The organism is Nonlabens tegetincola (assembly GCF_002954355.1).
GTDB classification, from domain to species: domain Bacteria; phylum Bacteroidota; class Bacteroidia; order Flavobacteriales; family Flavobacteriaceae; genus Nonlabens; species Nonlabens tegetincola.
This window is the reverse complement of record NZ_MQVV01000014.1, coordinates 516,076-535,940: the sequence shown is the minus strand read 5'-3', so window position 1 is coordinate 535,940 and position 19,865 is coordinate 516,076. Positions and strand designations below refer to the sequence as shown.

At 35.1% G+C, this 19,865-nt stretch carries 15 protein-coding genes and 1 pseudogene; 14 read left to right on the top strand and 2 right to left on the bottom strand.

Going from position 1 to position 19,865, the window contains the following annotated elements; genetic code table 11:
• The 10 genes and pseudogenes from BST93_RS14190 to BST93_RS14670 all read left to right on the top strand — a co-directional run.
• A pseudogene (locus tag BST93_RS14190) lies at positions 1-285 on the top strand (hypothetical protein); the annotation flags it as partial.
• Positions 286-563: 278 nt separating this feature from the next.
• Positions 564-3,170, top strand: coding sequence for a beta strand repeat-containing protein (locus BST93_RS09300; RefSeq protein WP_105018935.1), 2,607 nt, complete (start codon positions 564-566; stop codon positions 3,168-3,170).
• A 10-nt stretch (positions 3,171-3,180) separates the two neighbouring features.
• The gene (locus BST93_RS09295; RefSeq protein WP_146105000.1) at positions 3,181-3,897 is read left to right on the top strand and encodes a hypothetical protein; all 717 of its coding nucleotides are present in this window, start codon (positions 3,181-3,183) and stop codon (positions 3,895-3,897) included.
• 7 nt (positions 3,898-3,904) lie between these two features.
• Entirely contained in the window at positions 3,905-4,543 is a 639-nt protein-coding gene (locus tag BST93_RS09290; protein ID WP_105018933.1) for a phage tail-like protein, read from the top strand.
• Between the two features lie 3 nt (positions 4,544-4,546).
• Positions 4,547-5,686 (top strand): T9SS type B sorting domain-containing protein, encoded by a 1,140-nt coding sequence (locus BST93_RS09285; protein WP_105018932.1) that lies wholly within the window; start codon positions 4,547-4,549, stop codon positions 5,684-5,686.
• A 69-nt stretch (positions 5,687-5,755) separates the two neighbouring features.
• A complete protein-coding gene (locus BST93_RS09280) occupies positions 5,756-7,534 on the top strand; it encodes an AMP-dependent synthetase/ligase (RefSeq protein ID WP_105018931.1) in 1,779 nt (592 codons plus the stop codon).
• Between the two features lie 78 nt (positions 7,535-7,612).
• Complete coding sequence (locus BST93_RS09275; RefSeq protein ID WP_105018930.1) at positions 7,613-8,122, top strand: 3'-5' exonuclease; 510 nt, start codon at positions 7,613-7,615, stop codon at positions 8,120-8,122.
• A gap of 140 nt (positions 8,123-8,262) precedes the next feature.
• Positions 8,263-8,925, top strand: coding sequence for a GIY-YIG nuclease family protein (locus BST93_RS09270; RefSeq protein WP_105018929.1), 663 nt, complete (start codon positions 8,263-8,265; stop codon positions 8,923-8,925).
• Between the two features lies 1 nt (position 8,926).
• On the top strand, positions 8,927-9,637 hold the full coding sequence (locus BST93_RS09265) for an SAM-dependent methyltransferase (RefSeq protein ID WP_105018928.1): 711 nt from the start codon (positions 8,927-8,929) through the stop codon (positions 9,635-9,637).
• A gap of 136 nt (positions 9,638-9,773) precedes the next feature.
• A complete protein-coding gene (locus BST93_RS14670; protein ID WP_105018927.1) occupies positions 9,774-14,519 on the top strand; it encodes an FIDD domain-containing protein in 4,746 nt (1,581 codons plus the stop codon).
• Positions 14,520-14,577: 58 nt separating this feature from the next.
• On the opposite strand, the gene BST93_RS09255 is transcribed toward BST93_RS14670, so the two are convergent.
• The gene (locus BST93_RS09255) at positions 14,578-14,961 is read right to left on the bottom strand and encodes a pyrophosphohydrolase domain-containing protein (RefSeq protein WP_105018926.1); all 384 of its coding nucleotides are present in this window, start codon (positions 14,959-14,961) and stop codon (positions 14,578-14,580) included.
• Between the two features lie 71 nt (positions 14,962-15,032).
• On the opposite strand from BST93_RS09255, the gene BST93_RS09250 reads away from it, so the two are divergent.
• The 4 genes from BST93_RS09250 (at position 15,033) to BST93_RS09235 (ending at position 18,604) form a co-directional block, all read left to right on the top strand.
• A complete protein-coding gene (locus BST93_RS09250; protein WP_105018959.1) occupies positions 15,033-15,218 on the top strand; it encodes a hypothetical protein in 186 nt (61 codons plus the stop codon).
• An 86-nt stretch (positions 15,219-15,304) separates the two neighbouring features.
• Positions 15,305-17,065 carry an ATP-binding protein gene (locus BST93_RS09245; RefSeq protein ID WP_105018925.1) on the top strand — a complete coding sequence of 587 codons (1,761 nt, stop codon included), beginning with the start codon at positions 15,305-15,307 and terminating at the stop codon, positions 17,063-17,065.
• A complete protein-coding gene (locus tag BST93_RS09240; protein ID WP_042278726.1) occupies positions 17,065-17,688 on the top strand; it encodes a response regulator transcription factor in 624 nt (207 codons plus the stop codon). Before BST93_RS09245 ends, BST93_RS09240 begins: the two co-directional genes overlap by 1 nt.
• A complete protein-coding gene (locus tag BST93_RS09235; RefSeq protein WP_181072589.1) occupies positions 17,660-18,604 on the top strand; it encodes an alpha/beta hydrolase in 945 nt (314 codons plus the stop codon). The genes BST93_RS09240 and BST93_RS09235 overlap by 29 nt, the downstream gene beginning before the upstream one ends.
• A gap of 49 nt (positions 18,605-18,653) precedes the next feature.
• Here BST93_RS09235 and BST93_RS09230 read toward each other — a convergent pair whose 3' ends face one another.
• Positions 18,654-19,760: an OmpA family protein gene (locus tag BST93_RS09230; protein WP_042278724.1), complete on the bottom strand. Its 1,107-nt coding sequence runs from the start codon at positions 19,758-19,760 to the stop codon at positions 18,654-18,656.
• Positions 19,761-19,865: the final 105 nt, after the last annotated feature.

Below are 19,865 nucleotides of genomic sequence, written 5' to 3'. Positions count from 1 at the left end.
GGTAATGACACCATCATTGATGTTACTAACTTAGAAACGCTTACAGAGATTGCTGAAAACACAGACGGTACTTTTACCTATACCGATGAAGATGGTGTAGATACTATTATCGATATCTCTAACCTAGAAACGCTTACTCTACTTGCTCAAGCTGCTGGTAATACAGATGCTGAAGTAACCGCTGGTGATGCTAATACCATTGCTACGTATACCGATGAGGATGGTTCGGCATTTACTATCAATGAAACTGTTACTGCATTAGTAGAAAACACTAACGGACAGTAACCTACACCGATGAAGCTGGTAATGACACCATCATTGATGTTACTAACTTAGAAACGCTTACAGAGATTGCTGAAAACACAGACGGTACTTTTACCTATACCGATGAAGATGGTGTAGATACTATTATCGATATCTCTAACCTAGAAACGCTTACCCTACTTGCTCAAGCTGCTGGTAATACAGATGCTGAAGTAACCGCTGGTGATGCTAATACCATTGCTACGTATACCGATGAGGATGGTTCGGCATTTACTATCAATGAAACTGTTACTGCATTAGTGGAAAACACTAACGGAACAGTAACCTACACCGATGAAGCTGGTAATGACACCATCATTGATGTTACTAACTTAGAAACGCTTACAGAGATTGCTGAAAACACAGACGGTACTTTTACCTATACCGATGAAGATGGTGTAGATACTATTATCGATATCTCTAACCTAGAAACGCTTACCCTACTTGCTCAAGCTGCTGGTAATACAGATGCTGAAGTAACCGCTGGTGATGCTAATACCATTGCTACGTATACCGATGAGGATGGTTCGGCATTTACTATCAATGAAACCGTTACTGCATTAGTAGAAAACACTAACGGGACAGTAACCTACACCGATGAAGCTGGTAATGACACCATCATTGATGTTACTAACTTAGAAACGCTTACAGAGATTGCTGAAAACACAGACGGTACTTTTACCTATACCGATGAAGATGGTGTAGATACTATTATCGATATCTCTAACCTAGAAACGCTTACCCTACTTGCTCAAGCTGCTGGTAATACAGATGCTGAAGTAACCGCTGGTGATGCTAATACCATTGCTACGTATACCGATGAGGATGGTTCGGCATTTACTATCAATGAAACTGTTACTGCATTAGTGGAAAACACTAACGGAACAGTAACCTACACCGATGAAGCTGGTAATGACACCATCATTGATGTTACTAACTTAGAAACGCTTACAGAGATTGCTGAAAACACAGACGGTACTTTTACCTATACCGATGAAGATGGTGTAGATACTATTATCGATATCTCTAACCTAGAAACGCTTACCCTACTTGCTCAAGCTGCTGGTAATACAGATGCTGAAGTAACCGCTGGTGATGCTAATACCATTGCTACGTATACCGATGAGGATGGTTCGGCATTTACTATCAATGAAACCGTTACTGCATTAGTAGAAAACACTAACGGGACAGTAACCTACACCGATGAAGCTGGTAATGACACCATCATTGATGTTACTAACTTAGAAACGCTTACAGAGATTGCTGAAAACACAGACGGTACTTTTACCTATACCGATGAAGATGGTGTAGATACTATTATCGATATCTCTAACCTAGAAACGCTTACCCTACTTGCTCAAGCTGCTGGTAATACAGATGCTGAAGTAACCGCTGGTGATGCTAATACCATTGCTACGTATACCGATGAGGATGGTTCGGCATTTACTATCAATGAAACTGTTACTGCATTAGTGGAAAACACTAACGGAACAGTAACCTACACCGATGAAGCTGGTAATGACACCATCATTGATGTTACTAACTTAGAAACGCTTACAGAGATTGCTGAAAACACAGACGGTACTTTTACCTATACCGATGAAGATGGTGTAGATACTATTATCGATATCTCTAACCTAGAAACGCTTACCCTACTTGCTCAAGCTGCTGGTAATACAGATGCTGAAGTAACCGCTGGTGATGCTAATACCATTGCTACGTATACCGATGAGGATGGTTCGGCATTTACTATCAATGAAACTGTTACTGCATTAGTGGAAAACACTAACGGAACAGTAACCTACACCGATGAAGCTGGTAATGACACCATCATTGATGTTACTAACTTAGAAACGCTTACAGAGATTGCTGAAAACACAGACGGTACTTTTACCTATACCGATGAAGATGGTGTAGATACTATTATCGATATCTCTAACCTAGAAACGCTTACTCTACTTGCTCAAGCTGCTGGTAATACAGATGCTGAAGTAACCGCTGGTGATGCTAATACCATTGCTACGTATACCGATGAGGATGGTTCGGCATTTACTATCAATGAAACTGTTACTGCATTAGTAGAAAACACTAACGGAACAGTAACCTACACCGATGAAGCTGGTAATGACACCATCATTGATGTTACTAACTTAGAAACGCTTACAGAGATTGCTGAAAACACAGACGGTACTTTTACCTATACCGATGAAGATGGTGTAGATACTATTATCGATATCTCTAACCTAGAAACGCTTACCCTACTTGCTCAAGCTGCTGGTAATACAGATGCTGAAGTAACCGCTGGTGATGCTAATACCATTGCTACGTATACCGATGAGGATGGTTCGGCATTTACTATCAATGAAACTGTAACAACTTTTTCACAAAATGACACACCAACTTCTAGTGATCCAAATGCTACTGGAGAAATAACTTACACCAACGAGGCTGGTACAACAACCACTGCACAAGTCGTAAGTGCCGATGCCAATAATAGTATTCAAGTTGGATCAGATGGTGGAGCTTATTTTGTTGGTCCTACTATTGCTGCAGCTGGTAACGTGGCAGGAGATGGTTCTACCATCACAAGCTTTGGAACTTCGAGCATTACTAGACTTAATACTGGAGACTATCGTATCAATTTTACAACTCCTATAACAACGGGATATGTAATACAATTAACCATATTAGATTGTAATGGAAACTGTCCACCAGCTGGCGGTTCAAACTACGATGATCCTGGAATTTCGTACTATGGAAATGATGCTAACGGATTCAACGTGAATATAGGAGATAGCGATAATGGTGCTAGTCCTAAGGTTGACATTGATCTTGATTTCATGTTCACCATTATTAAACTACCTTAATTAATTTTAAATGAAAAGATTCTTTTTTATCATAGTGCTTTTAATGTTGTTATTCTCATTTATTCAGCCTGCAATAAACCCAGACTCCTTAATGAGGATATCAAACTTAACAACCGCAGAAATCAACTCAATAGTTGGCGTTCAAGAAGGTAGTATTGTATATGATACAGACCGTAATAGAATGCTAGAATATACAAATACTGGTTGGAGTGAAATGCTTGTTGATTCTAATGTCTATTTAGGTAGCTTCACTATTAACTCGTCTGGATCAATTACAATATCAGATGTTCCATTTCAACCTTCACAAGTAAGTTTTGTTGCTCATGCAAATATTGAATCGGATAATATAGCTGCAGATAACGGTGTGGGAAATAATGCTCGTGGAATTTCAAATTCTTATGGAACTTCAAACGGTTTTGCTAGAAATAACGGAGGAAGCATAGTTCAACAAAGTATTTACGTAGGCGGACACGGAAATTCAATCAATGACATTTCTAGATATTCAAGTAGCTCAAATTGTGTTGGCATAAGATACGGTGATCAAAATGGGTCTAATTTGGGTATAATTGAAGCGTCTTTAATCAATTTTACAACAAATGGTTTTACCGTAAATGCTACTTATACTAACGGTGATATAACGGTAAATAATACTAATCCAGTACTTAGTGTTCAACCAGCAGATGTTAACAATGAAGCCATAGTGGTTTTATTTACAGCCTACAAATAACTTGCTCATGAAATTATTCCTAAGTAGTTTAATCTTTACCGTGTGGTTCGCTTTCTCACAAGCTCAAATAGATCCCAACTCTATAATGGGTATACCTACTTTGACCACAACCGAGATTAATAGCATTTCTAATCCTAATGAGGGATCTATTGTTTACAATACCACAGATCAATCTTTGTACCTGAGAAATGCTACTACATGGAAAAAACTAACGGTAGATGAAAGCAAGACTGTAATATTAAATCGTAATGGAGGCTCCTTACCTACTGCAATAAACACCTTTTATGATTTACCATTGACTAATAGTCACGTTACTACGATAAATAACGATTATTATACAATATCTGGAACTTCTGAAATTACAATACTTCAACAAGGAAATTATCTTATCTCTGGAGAATTATCAACTACCAATATGCCGGCAGGTGATAATAAATATATCCTAGCAGTTTTCATCAATGGATCAAGAAGAGGTTATTTATCTAGAGGATTTGCAAGTATTCCTAGTAGAGACTTCTGGGGCACCACAGGAACAATTATGTTTAGTCTAAATGCAAATGACGTCGTCAACATTCAATACGTACTTAATGTAAATGGAGCTACACTAAACGCCAATTTTTCAAACATTGGTATTACAAAAATTTAGATTATGAAAAATTATCTATTCTTTACTTTGTTATTAGTTTACGCTTTCGCGAAAGCGCAAACTGCCTTACATAATTATGGTAATTTAAAAATACATCCAACAGGACAGATAGGTTTTCATACAGATGTCATTAATGACGGAATATCGAATGACAATGATGGACTAGCCGGATTTTACAATGATAATCGCATGCTTACTTTCTCGGGTACCAACCAAATGAACTTTGAGAATGTAGAGTTAGAAGTAGATGATGACTTAAGTTTATTAACTTCCATAGGAATTACAGGAGAATTAGACTTTATATCTGGTAGGTTTATTACACCTAGAATTAATCCCATTATCAGACTCAAATTTTTAAATAACAACTTTTATTTTAATTCAAATGACAATAAGCATGTTGATGGATTTAATGAATTTTCTGGTTCAATAGATTTCACTTTTCCAATTGGAGATGAATTTGAACTTAAACCACTAGGAATTTCCAATTATACAGATAAACAATTTGTAGCAGCTTATTTTAAGGAGGACCCTAACACTCCTACCACATTTGTGAGTGGCTTTAACACATCTGCCTTTGAGCCTAGCTTAGATATTGTCTCCACAACCGAGTTTTGGTATCTTGATAGTACAGGTACTGCAGATGTTACTTTACACTGGACATTGAGTAGTAATGTAAGTAGTTTAGTAAACAATTTGAGTCAACTTAGAATAGCTGCTTGGAATGCTACCACCAATAAATGGGACAATTTAGGAAATGACTCTTTTACAGGAACGGTCAATGAAGGTACCATTACTACAAAAATTAATGCAACTCAAGAGTATACTATTTATACGTTAGCTTCTATTCTTGAAAATGGCAATGATATTCTAGTTTATAATGGAATAACACCAGATGGTGATGGTATAAATGACACACTTATTATTCGAGGATTAGAAGATATACCAGATAATGAACTTATCATTTACAATCGTTGGGGTGTGGCTGTCTATCAAAAAGAAAATTACGACAATAGTTTTTCTGGAATTTCTGAAGGTCGAGTAACCACATCTCAGGACGAAAAACTACCAGAAGGTACTTATTTTTACGTACTTAAGATAGGGAATAAAGAAAATCTTGCTGGTTACATCTACATCAATAGATAATTTATTAGATCGGATTGTTAACTTTTTTATAATACTAGTATTATATTTAGCGTCCGAAAAAAATAATTCATGCAAATCAAACGATTATTTGACTTTCCATATTACCAATTAAAGAATTATCCTAGAGAAGATGCTCTAGTTACTAAACAGAATGGAATATGGGAAAAAACCTCTACACAAGAATATATTGATCAAGCCTGTGCCCTATCACGTGGGTTAATGCGATTGGGACTTCAAAAGGACGATAAAGTTGGTATTATATCAACAAACAATAGAACGGAATGGAACATCACTGATATAGGAGTGATGCAAACAGGTGCCCAAGATGTACCTATTTATCCTACTATATCAGAAGAGGATTACGCATATGTTCTTAATCATAGTGAGGCAAAATTTGTTTTCGTATCTGATCAAGAGGTATATGACAAGGTTCAAGCAATAAGAAACAAGGTTCCATCATTGCAGGAAGTTTATTCTTATAATGATATCAAAGGCTGTAAAAGTTGGAGAGAAGTATTAGAATTAGGTAAAGACGACAGTAACCAAAAAGAATTAGAGGATCGCATGGCTGCCATCAAGGAGGATGACCTAGCAACTCTTATCTATACTTCTGGAACAACCGGTAGACCTAAAGGTGTAATGCTTTCTCACAAAAATATTAGTAGCAATGCTATCTTTTCTAGAGAACGACTACCTATCATTGAAGGAAAAGGTAAAGCATTAAGCTTTTTACCTGTCTGTCACATTTATGAACGCATGTTATTATACATGTATACCTATGTAGGTGGTGGTATTTATTTTGCGGAGTCTATTGAAGCTATATCGGACAATCTAAAAGAAGTGCAACCCGATGTAATGAGTGCGGTACCTCGATTACTCGAAAAAGTATACGATAAAATTATCGCCAAAGGAACAGATCTTACCGGCATTAAAAAGAAATTATTCTTCTGGGCTGTAGAACTTGGATTAAAGTGGGAACCATATGGACGTAATGGCTGGTGGTATGAACAAAAACTCAAACTAGCGCGTAAATTGATTTTCTCAAAATGGCAAGAAGCATTAGGAGGCAATCTACAAGCCATAGCTAGTGGTAGCGCTGCTCTTCAACCCAGGCTTGCACGTGTGTTCAACGCAGCAGGTGTGCCAGTAATGGAAGGATATGGTCTTACTGAAACAAGTCCAGTTATTGCTGTAAATGACATGCGTAATAACGGATTTAAAATAGGTACGGTAGGAAAACCACTAAAGGAAACCGATGTTAAAATCGCTGAAGATGGTGAAATAATAATTAATGGTCCACAACGTATGATGGGCTATTATAAGGATCCAGAAAAAACAGCCGAAGCTATTGATAAAGATGGTTACTTTCATACAGGAGACATAGGTGAAATTGACCAAGAAGGATTCTTAAGAATTACGGATAGAAAGAAAGAGATGTTTAAAACATCAGGTGGTAAGTATGTTGCTCCACAAGTAATTGAAAATGTTCTTAAACAAAGTCGTTTTGTAGAACAAATCATGGTAATTGGTGAAGGAGAAAAAATGCCAGCAGCCTTTATTCAACCTAATTTTGAATTTCTTGAAGAATGGGCAGAGCGTAAAGAACTTAAATACAATTCTTACGAAGAATTATGTGCCCTAGATCGAGTAATTGACAGATATCAAAGAGAAGTTGATCATTATAACGAACAATTTGGAAAATGGGAACGCATAAAGCGATTTGAACTTACTCCAGAAGTTTGGTCTATCGATAATGAACAACTCACTCCTACTCTAAAATTGAAAAGAAGAAATATTAAAGCAAGGTATCAGGATCTATATGATAAGATTTACGGACCAAAAGTTTAATATCCTTTGTATAACCTTTTTAAATGCCGTGTATAATCACGGCATTTTTTATGTAGTTTCACCAAATAAAATAATTAATTGTACGCAATACTAGATATAGAAACTACCGGTGGTAATTTTGGTGATGAAGGAATCACCGAAATCGCTATATATAAATTTAATGGACATGAAATAGTGGATCAATTTGCTAGCCTAGTAAATCCGGAAAAACCCATTCAACCGTTTGTAGTTCAACTTACAGGTATAAACAATAAGATGTTAATCAAAGCTCCAAAATTTTTTGAGGTTGCAAAAAGAATTATTGAAATTACCGAAGGTTGTGTCATAGTTGCTCACAATGCTGAGTTTGATTACCGCATGTTAGTCCAGGAGTTCTCTAGCCTAGGTTATGACTATCAAAGAGAAAGCATTTGCACGGTTCAAGTAGCTCAAGAATTACTTCCTGATGAAGAAAGTTACAACCTAGGAAAACTTTGTAAATCATTGGGCATTCCAATTCCTTCGAGACATCGTGCAACAGGTGATGCGGCAGCAACAGTAAAGCTGTTTAAGATTCTTCTTGAAAAAGATACAGGAAAAAAATTATAAACAGCTTTCAAAAACAATTAGCACAAAAGAGTGTAAAAAAAGGCCTTCAAGAATTCTTGGATTCGGTACCTGCGACTACAGGTGTCCTTTATCTTTTTAATGAAAAAAATCAATCTCTTTATATTTCCAAAAGTAGAAATATGAAGAAAAAACTTAGACAAGTTGTAACCTCACAAGCAAAGTGGGCTGCAAACTTAACTAAGAAAATTTATCGAGTATCCTATGAACAAACAGGAAGCCTTTTAATTGCAGAAATAAAAGAATACATAGAAATTAAGGCCCAAAGACCGAAATTTGTTCGTAAGCGAAAAGCTATACATTTAAAATCTGTACTTAATTATAAAGACAATCGTATTCAAATTAATAAAATAGCTCTTCCTTCTAAAGATGGTTTAATATTTTTTAGAAGCGATAAAAAGGCTATTAATTTTCTTAAGTGGTTATTTAGTAACTCCTGTCAATCTCCCGATGATTATATAGACAATAACGAATTGTTACAACAATTGGCAGATATTGAACACTTAAAAAACGGTAAGAGTATAGATGAATTATTAGAAGTATTTAACTTCATGAATGGATCCTATATTCTTAAGTTAAGAGGTCGCACAGCAACAGAACACGCAGTACTTAAAATTTCCAACAATAAGGTTCAAGGTTATGCCTATATCGATCTTAAATATCAGGTAACCAATAGTGAAATTTTAAACAAGCTTTTAATTCCTTTAAATGATGATAAAGGAATTTTTCTTAACATGGTACATCAATATATCAAGACAAGAAAAACATATATAAATACAAATTAATATGATGGAAAAAGGTAGGTTGTTTCTCATCCCTGTAACACTAGGTGAAATTAATCCTCTCGAGGTATTACCTATATCTGTAAAAAAGGTAATTGAGGTAGTTGATCATTATATAGTAGAAAATGAAAAAAGTGCTAGACGCTTTATAAAAAGCATTCACCCAGGAAAATCACAACCTAGCCTGCAACTTTCAACACTTAATAAATTTACTGAATCTAGTGAATTACCTACTTTTCTTAAACCATGTCATGAAGGTACACATGTAGGTCTTATGAGCGAGGCTGGTGTACCTGGTGTTGCAGATCCAGGTTCACAGATTGTAGCAATGGCACATGAACAAGGAATAAGAGTGCAACCTCTAGTAGGACCTAGCTCCATCCTTATGGCAATGATGTCTAGTGGTATGAATGGACAAAGTTTTGCGTTTAATGGCTACCTACCTATTGATAAGCATGATCGTCGAAAAAGAATTAAACAATTAGAGTCACTAAGTTTACGAGAAAATCAATCTCAAGCCTTAATTGAAACGCCTTATCGCAATAATAAGTTAATTGAAGAATTAGTAACCACATTACATCCAGAAACGCGTTTGTGCATAGCCTGCGATATCACTCTACCAACTGAATATATTAGAACCTTTTCAGTAAAAAAATGGAAGCAAAATATTCCAGATATTCATAAACGTCCAGCTCTATTTATTATACATGCATAACGTTTTTTATTCCGCTTTCGCGAAAGCATAAACATTTAATTAACAAATACTTATCATATATTTTAAGGTGATCTTAACATAATATCATGGAAGTCATAAAAAAATCTTACTTTGCGTAGATTAATCAATGACGAAAATGAAAAAACTCTTACTCTTTCTAATTTTATTGACACCTCTGTCGATGTATTCTCAAGGAGAGGCATCGTGGTGGTTCTTCGGACAAAACGCAAGTTTAGATTTTAATAGTGGAGCACCTCTTCCTGGTCCAACTGGTTCCTTGAATACATTTGAAGGTTGTAGTACCATATCAGATGAATGTGGTAACTTATTAATGTATTCAGACGGAACAACGGTTTGGGATAGAAATGGTAATGCTATGCCTAATGGAACCGGATTATCCGGTAATTCGTCAAGTGCTCAGTCTGCCATTATCATTCCCGATTTAGGGTCGACAGTCAGGTATTTTGTAATTACTATTAGTTCTGGTGCAGGATTGCGATATAGTATCGTAGATATGTCCCTTAATAGTGGATTAGGAGATGTAGTGGCAGGAAGAAGGGATTTATTAATACAAGCAAGTACTCAGGAAAAAGTTACAGCAGCTTACAACGATTCTCAAACTTTTTATTGGATTCTTACCTTTGATGGAAATGGGACTTATAGTGCTTATCCTGCAGGTGGTGGAATTATACTTGCTGCCCAAGGTGTTGATTCACCATTACCAACAACTGCAATGAGTGATGCTCGTGGTTACATTAGATTATCACCTGATGCATCAAAAGTATCAAATACCTCTATAGGGAACGCTGGAACGGCTTATCTAGCTGACTTTGATAACGCTACTGGTGTTGTCTCCAATCCTATACCTCTTACTAACACTACCGGAACCACTTCAAGATATTATGGTACTGAGTTTTCTCCAAATTCTCAACTAGTATACTTAAATGGAAATACCCAAGATACTGGTAATGGATGTGGAACTGGGAACACCAGAGAAATTCTACAGTATGAAATTAATGGTGGTGCCATGTGGAATAGTAGACCTAATGTAATTCCTACAAATGCAACTAATAATTCTGGTCGTGGAGCTTTACAATTAGGTATTGACGGTATGATCTATCATGCACGTACTTGTCAACCATGGTTAGGTGTAATAAGAAGTCCTAATTTACTAGGTGGAGCTGCAGGCTATGTTGACGATGGTGTGGCTTTGGCTACGCCTATGCAATCTAGAGAAGGATTACCACCATTTATCACTTCATTTTTTGAACCTTCATTCCTAGCACAAGATGCTAATAATGGCTCTGGAGGCGGTAATAATGGAAATCAAACGGACTATTGTGATGGTAGTTTAATACAATTTAATAGTTCTGCTAGTGGACTTTGTGCAACAGCAACCGTTCTTTGGGATTTTGGAGATGGAAATACAAGTACTCAATTAAACCCAACACATTTATATGCTGGACCTGGAGTTTACACTGTTTCTTTAACGGTAACTAGCGGCTTCTACTCTGCTACAGCTACTCAGGATATATATGTTTATGAAAATCCAATCATAAACCCAGTTCCAACACAACGATTGTGTGATTCTGATGGTAGTGGTGACGAACCATTAGACCTTGTAACCGTTATAGATCCTTTTATTTATGGTTCTCAAAGTACCACCGATTTTACTATCTCATACTTTCTAACTCAAAATAATGCCGACAATAATGTAGGATCTATTAATAGTCCATACCTGTTTCCATTAGGTACAACTACCGTTTACGCAAGAATTTCTAATAACACAAATCCGCCTGCGTCGATTGACTGTTTTGTTACCGATACTTTTGACGTTATAGTATCACAGGCAGGTGGTATTACTTTGTCACCAGCTGTATTAAATTTGTGTGATGCAGATAATGATGGTTTTGAGACATTTGATCTTACAACTTCCGATTCTCAGGTATTTCCAGGTGGAAGTGCTGGTGGTGCTCAAGTAACGTACCACCCAACATCAAATGATGCTAATAATGGTACTAATGCGATAACCAATTTTAATAGCTATGTAAATGCTACACCAACCTCAGAAGTTGTTTATGTAAGAGCTGTTACTGATCCTGGAACTGCTTGTCAAGGTGTTGATACTATTGATATTACATTAAATGTATACGATTCGAAAGTAGCTAATCCTGTACCTGATCAAAGATTTTGTGATAATGGTAATGACGGTACCGAAGATATTCTTTTAACCGATTTTGACGCAACAGTTTTAGGTACTCAAAATGCTTCAGATAGCGCTATTACCTATCACTTAAATCAATCTGATGCCGATACAAATAGTTCTCCTCAAACAAGTCCATTTGCTTTAACAGGAAATACTACTATATATGTTAGAATCGAAAACACCAATTTCACTGACTGTTACGATACAACATCTATAAACTTATTCTTAGATACTCAAGCAGTTGCTAATACAGTAACAGAATTCAGACTGTGTGATGATATTTCCAATAATGGTTCAGAAGTATTTGACTTAAACACAAAAATTTCGGAAGTATTAGGATCACAAACCGCTGCAGATTTCAATGTTGAATTTTTTGTTTCACAGGCCGATGCAGATTTAGGTTCAGCTGGTGGAGCAACGCCTGTTTCCTTAAATTATAGTAGTGCAGGGCAAACCATGTATGTTAGAATTGAAAATATTAACAATATAAATTGTTTTGACACTACTACTTTTGATTTAATTGTAGATGAACTTCCTTTAGCCAATACTCCTGCTACTTTAGACTTGTGTGATGATACTAGTAATGACGGAGTTGAAAATGTGGATTTAAGTGTACAATTTGATAATGATGTATTGAACGGTCAAACTTCTACCAATTTTGTAGTTACTTATCATGCCAATCAAACTGATGCAGATAATGATTCAAACCCGTTGACAAGTCCATATCAAGTAAGTTTAGGAACAACAAATCTGGTCGTTCGTGTTGATAATTTAAATAACGAAAGTTGTGCTGCTACAGCACCTATTACTATTATTTTAAATGAACAAGCTATCGCAAATTCGGTAGCAGATTATAGATTGTGTGACGATGTTTCAAACGACGGTCAGGAAACTTTTGATTTAAGTACTCTAGATCCTCAAATTTTAGATACTCAAAATGCCCCAGATTTCACCATTGAGTATTTCGCTAATCAATCAGATGCTGATCTAGGAACCGTTGGCGGTGCAACAGCATTACCTACCATGTATACCTCTGGAACATCAACTATAATAGGAAGAATACAGACTAATTCTAACACGAGCTGTTATGATACAATAAGTATCAATTTATTTGTGGACACAACTCCGCAAGCAGGTGTTCAAGCTGATATAATAGTATGTGATGACCCTTCCAATGATGGTGTTGAAGATGTTGATCTTAGTCAATTTGATTCTACCATATTAAATGGTCAATCAGCATCAAACTTTGTAGTTTCCTATCACGCTTCTCAAGCAGACGCTGATAATGACGCTAGTCCACTTTCAAGTCCTTATTCTGTAAGTGCTTCTACTCCTAGAATATTTGTTAGAATTGATAATGTAAATAACAATAGTTGTTATACTACAACCAGTTTTAATTTTGTCATTGCCCCTACTCCAACTGCAAATGCGGTGAATGATATGGTTCTATGTGATGATCCTACAAATGATGATACAGAATCTTTTGATTTATCAATGGCAGATAGTCAAGTCTTAGGTAACCAAAACCCATCAGATTTTAACATTACTTACCATCCTACACAAAATGATGCGGATAATAACAGTAATGCTTTGCCAGTGATTTATAATAATGGTACTAATCCAGAAACAGTATACGTTAGAATTGAAGCTGTAGCTAATCCAGTTTGTGCTGATTTCACGAGCTTTACTTTGACAGTAAGCGAACAACCAACTGCTGGTTTTGCTCCTGATATAGTGGGTTGTGATGATCCTTCTAATGATGGTTTTGAAGATTTTGATTTCTCGCAACAAGATGGTGCAGTATTAAATGGTCAATCAGCTTCTGATTTTGAAATAACTTATCACTTAAATCAGGCTGATGCGGATTCAAATAGCAATGCTCTTCCCGTGACATATACCAATACATCAAGAGCTCAAACAATTTATGCTAGAATTCAAAACAGAAATAACCCTGATTGTTATGATGTTTCCTTTTTTGAAATTGAAGTATTTGAAAGACCAGACATTAATAATCAAGGTCCAATAACCATTTGTGCAGGAATTGATGAAGTTCTAGATGCAGGTCCTGGTTATTCAAGTTATTTATGGTCAACTGGTGAAACCACACAAACAATAACAGTAAACTCACAAGATGACTATACAGTAACGGTAACAAATAGCAATGGTTGTGATACCACAGCAACCATTAGAGTAATTGAATCTGATATAGCAACTATAGAAAGAATTGCTGTCAATCAATTTGAAGTAAATACAAATACACTTGAAGCGATAGTTACTGGTCCAGGAGATTATGAATTTAGTTTGGATAACTTTGTATATCAAGATTCGCCACGATTTAATAATCTAGTTCCAGGATTTTATACCGTTTATGTAAAAGATAAAAATGGGTGTGGAACGGTTTCTCAAGATGCCGTTATTATAGGTGGACCACCTTATTTCACTCCTAATTCTGACGGATATCACGATACATGGCAAGTAACTGCTATTGAAACTGTGCCAGATGCAAACATTTATATCTTTGATAGATATGGTAAGTTATTAAAACAAATAAGTCCTACAGGTGCTGGATGGGATGGAACTTATAATGGTAACCCTATGCCTTCTAGTGACTATTGGTATATGGTAGAATTAAGTGACGGAAGAAGTTTTAGAGGACACTTTGCTCTGAAGAGATAACTTTATTAATTGATAAATTGTAAAAGCGCCTTATAAATAATAAGGCGCTTTTTTTATTCTATTTTAAAAACTGTTTAATATTTGGTTTGAAATAATTAGGTCCTTTTAATACTTTACCATCTTCTCTATAAATAGGTTTTCCATCAGCACCCAGTTTTGACATATTAGAACTTTGAATTTCATCAAAGATATTAGTGATTATATCTTGCATGCCGTGTTCTATTATAGTTCCACAAAGTATGTACAACATATCTCCTAGTGCATCTGCTACTTCAACTACGTCATTATTTTGAGCCGCTTCAAGGTACTCTTCATTTTCTTCTTTCATGAGTTCATACCTTAGTTTAATTCTCCTACTAGAAATATCGGCGATTGGTGAATTTTTGATTCCTAGTCCAAATGAATCATGAAATTTATATACGCTTTCTAATTGTTTTTTCATTTATTAGTTTTTAGGATTGTAAATTTGAAAAAATACTTCAGATGTACCCAATACTATTACAAAAAGATCCTATGTTCTCTACCGGACAATTAATTTTTGCAATTCTTTTCTTTATTGCATTTGTGATTATAATAAGTATTATGTACCGAAAGGATAAAAAACTACACAAAAAAAATTATCGTGGTGTATTTTGGGTATTGATAGGGTTTATAGGATTTTTTGTGTTACTCCTATTAATAAAATACGGTCTTAAATAAGACTTGTAAATCTATCTTCTTGATGATATTACTTAAATAACTAGCTGTTTAATAACTTGTATATTTGTAATACAACTATCCATCAAATGCGCAATTTTATTACTCCAATTTTATTCCTTACATTCTCGTTTTGGACTTATTCTCAAGAAATCCCATTAGATAGTATAATAAGCTATATAGATCAAGGAAAAGCTGTAAACGTTGAGCAACAATTGAAGTTAAGAGACTTTGAGAAATTAAATGATTCTTCCAAGGTAAAATTTCTTTTAATCAAAGGAATGGTGTTTTTTCAAGAGGATAAATTCGTTGAATCTTATAAAGCGTTATTAAAAGCAAAAGAATATAAGGAAAATGTTTCCTTAAGAAATATCTATACTGTAAATCATTACCTTCAAAAAGTTGCCAATACGGTTTCAGAATTTAGTACTAGTGCTGAAGCTCTTGACGAAGAAAACTGTAAGATTGCCTACGAGTTAAATCAACCTAAATTAATTATAGATTGTATTTACAATCAATGCTATAAAAGCATTGTAAAAGAAGACTTTATTGATGCTCTTCAATTAAGTTATCAAATGAAAAATATAGCGGTAAAAGCGAAATTAGAAAGAGAGAAAATTAATATTGAAAATATTATTGGCACTATTCATTATTACAATAATGATTTTGACTCAACCCTTTTTTACTTTAAAAAGAATATAGAATACTACGAGAAAGCTAAGGATTCATTCGCAATGCTGGAACGGTATAATAATATGGCAAAAGTTCAACTTGAACTTGAAAGAAACGCTGAAGCACTTAAGTCCATCAATATTTCTGAACTTTATTTAAAAAACTACAAAAATGTAGGAATGGACGCTCTTATTAAAAGAAACAAAGCTGAAATTTTATATGCTAATAAAAAATACAAAGAAGCTGCTGAATACTATCAAAGTTATTTAATTTTAAAAGACTCTGTTGGAGAAGAAAGTCAAGCAGGTACTATTGCAGATTTACAGACAAAATACGCAACAGCAGAAAAGGAAAAGGAAAATGCTTTATTAAAAGCAGGTAAATTAAAAGCTGAAAATAGTCTTTATGTACTTTCTATAGTTTTAGGAATCATAATAGCAGGAGCTGGATTTTTTATACTTTATGCTTATAAACAAAAGAAGGTATTAGAAGCAAGAGAACTTGCTGAAAAAGAGAAAGCCGAAAAATTACGTAAAGATCAAGAACTTGCGAGTATTGATGCCATGATTGCCGGTCAAGAACAAGAGCGCAAAAAAATAGCATCAGATTTACACGATGATTTAGGGAGCTCACTTACCACGGTAAAAATGTATATTGAATCGGTTCAATCAAACGTTAAAGAAGAAAGCGCGCAAACCTTACTTACCAATGCCTTGAATATTATAGGTGAAACCTACTCTAAGGTAAGAACTATTTCCCATACCCAAAATAGTCGTGTTTTAGGTGAATCTGGACTGGTAGATACATTAGAAGATCTTTGCGACAAAATTAATCAAGCAGGGCAAACCAATGTCGAAGTAGTAAGTAATGAACTATCTACTCCTATATCTAATTCTAAAGAATTGAACTTGTTTAGAATTATTCAAGAATTACTAAATAACATTATTAAGCACGCACAGGCTAATAATGCCTCGATTAATATAACAAGCTATCAAGATAAATTAGATCTTATCATTGAAGACGATGGTATAGGGTTTAATTACGACCCTAATTATAAAACAGATGGAATAGGTCTACACAGCATAGCTCGTAAAATTGAGAACATGAATGGTTCGTTTGAAGTTGACAGTGCACCAGGAAAAGGTAGTACTATAATGATAGAAATACCCCTTAAATAATGATTCATATTGCAATTGCAGAAGATCATGTTTCCCTAAGCGATGGTCTCAAATTATTTTTAGAACAAGATAACGACATCAAGGTAATGTTCACAGTTCCTAATGGCAAGGAAATGCTATTAAAACTTGAACGCATGAGGCCTGAGGTAATTCTAACAGACATAAGCATGCCAGAAATGAATGGTGTTGAACTGTGTCAACGAATTAAAAAAGAATATCCAAGAACGAAAGTTCTCGCCCTAAGTATGTTTGAAAATGAAGGTGCAGTTAGAGATATGATTGACGCTGGAGTTGACGGCTACATGCTTAAAAGCAGTCCACTTACCGAGTTAAAAAAAGCAATTTTTACAATAGCAGATGGTAAAAATTACTATGATAACGAACTTAAATTCAATATCAAGGATTTGAAGTTATTCTCCTCACGTAAACAGTTGTTATCTCGTAGTGAAAAGGAAATTCTTAAGCTAGTAGCGCAAGGTAAAACCAACCAAGAAATTGCCGACTTCAGAGGTACTGCTGTAAGTACGATCATTAAACATCGTAAAAACATGATGCAAAAATTAGATCTCCATGGTAAAGGTGAATTACTTCAATATGCAATTCAGGAGCACGGCCATTATTAGTAGTTCCCTTCTTGTACTTCTTATAAGTTGCGTTAATAATCCTTCACCATCAAATACCTATGAAATTAAGCAACTCACACCTCATTACGAGAATATTAGAACAAGCAGCGATACACTAGTAACCATTCCTAAATTTAATTCCAAATTCGTTTCTGATAGGAGAATTGAAATATTACTTCCAGCTCAGTATCCTAAAAAAGAAACTTTGTATAAAGTGTTGTATATCCAAGATGGTGAACACCTATTTCAAAATGATACTATATCATTTAATAAATCCCTAAACTTTAGAAATCAAATTAGATCTCTACAAGCTACTAATTCCATCTCCCCAACTATCGTTGTGGCAATTTGGAGTTCTGGCGACAAGAGATTTAATGAATATATGCCTGAGCAACCTAAGTCTCTTCTAAATTCCGCTTTCGCGAAAGCAGAATTAAAAAAACAAACAGGATATAAGGAATTATACAGTGATGAATATTTAGATTTTTTAGTAAACGAGTTAAGACCTTTTATTATCAAGAATTTTCAAGTTACATCGAATAAAGAGGACTCTGTCATCATGGGAAATGAAATGGGCGCTTTACTCAGTTTGTATGCAGCAATTAAGCATCCTGATATTTTTGGCAATGCTGCTTGCTTTGAACCCTATTGGAATATTCCGATTTTAGGAGACGCGTTTGTTGAAACGTTACCAAAATATATTCCTAGCCCATCATCAAGTAAGTTCTATTTTGATCACAATTCATTAAAGACCGATAGCCATTACAAAAGCAATAATAATAAAGTCCTTAAGGAGTTTAAGCAAAAAGGATATTCTGATGATAATCTCCTTTCGATTGAATATAAAAACTTCATAGAGGATTCTGTAAATTGGAAAAGAAGAATGGAAATCCCTTTAAAGTTTTTATTAAAATAAAAAAAGCCTGACTAAAAAGCCAGGCTTTCTAATGTATTAAAGTTTAATCTTAGTTATTGATTAAACGGAATTCAGTACGACGGTTTGCTCTGTGCTCACGCTCAGTACAAGATACACCATCTGCACATCTGTTCTTTAATCTTGACTCACCATATCCATTTGCTACAATACGAGAAGCGTTGATACCTTTTGAGATAAGGTAATTAGCAACTGCTTGTGCACGTCTTTCAGATAAAGCCTGGTTAGAAGTTTTAGAACCTCTAGAGTCAGTGTGAGAAGCGATCTCTACTTTTGATCCTGGAGTATTGTTAAGAGTAGAAAGTAATTTAGCATCGATTTCAGCTTTATCAGCATCAGTTAATGTAGCACTTCCTAATCTCCAGTTGATTTGAAGACCGTTATACTCTACAAGCTTACAGTCAACCTCACTCCATACAGTAAGACCACCTTTTTGCTTTAATACTTCTCTTGTAATTGTTTTAGAAGTAGATGGTACTGTTTCTTCAGTTGTAGAAGCATCAGACTTAAGGATTGTCTTTGTGATATTTGCATATTCTGCAGGAATTTCAATTTCCTCTACTCTAGCTGGTTGATCAACCACACGTACAGTGTAAGTTCCCATTTGCTCTGGTACAGCTGTTCTATTAAAAGAAGCGTCGTTTGTAAGAGTAGTTACAGATACAGTTTGGTATTCTGCTGGGTAACCTTTATAACACCAGTAACGACAATCATCTGGATTAGAAGATGTACATTCTGCTGGTGGTACTGAACTCATTTCCCACTGTGCGTATGCAGGTTTGATCTCGATAGTCTCTGTTGACTTTCCAAAACTAGCTGGAACAATTGAGATGGTAGAACCTGCTTGCTTCTTAACATAAGATCTAGTCTCAGTTTTATAAGTTGCAGGTATCACACGTAATTTTTTTGAAGCTTCTTTTACAAGAACACGTTCTGTAACAGTTTCATAAGTAGCAGGAACCACTCTTAACTTCTTATAAGCAGGAGTCGACTGGATACTAACTTCTTCGTTTTCGTAAACATCTGGTGTAGTACAACGTACATAACACTTACCTGGCTCTGGATTTGTAGGAAGATCCTGAGCGGTAACTGCTGTTACGGCCGCCATTGCTACTACTGATAGTAATAATTTTTTCATTTTGATTGAAATTTGATAATTAAATAATGAGATACAAAAGTCCCATTTACAGGTTATTATAACATAAATTTAAGAATAAAAAAACTTTACATTAGTTAAAAGACA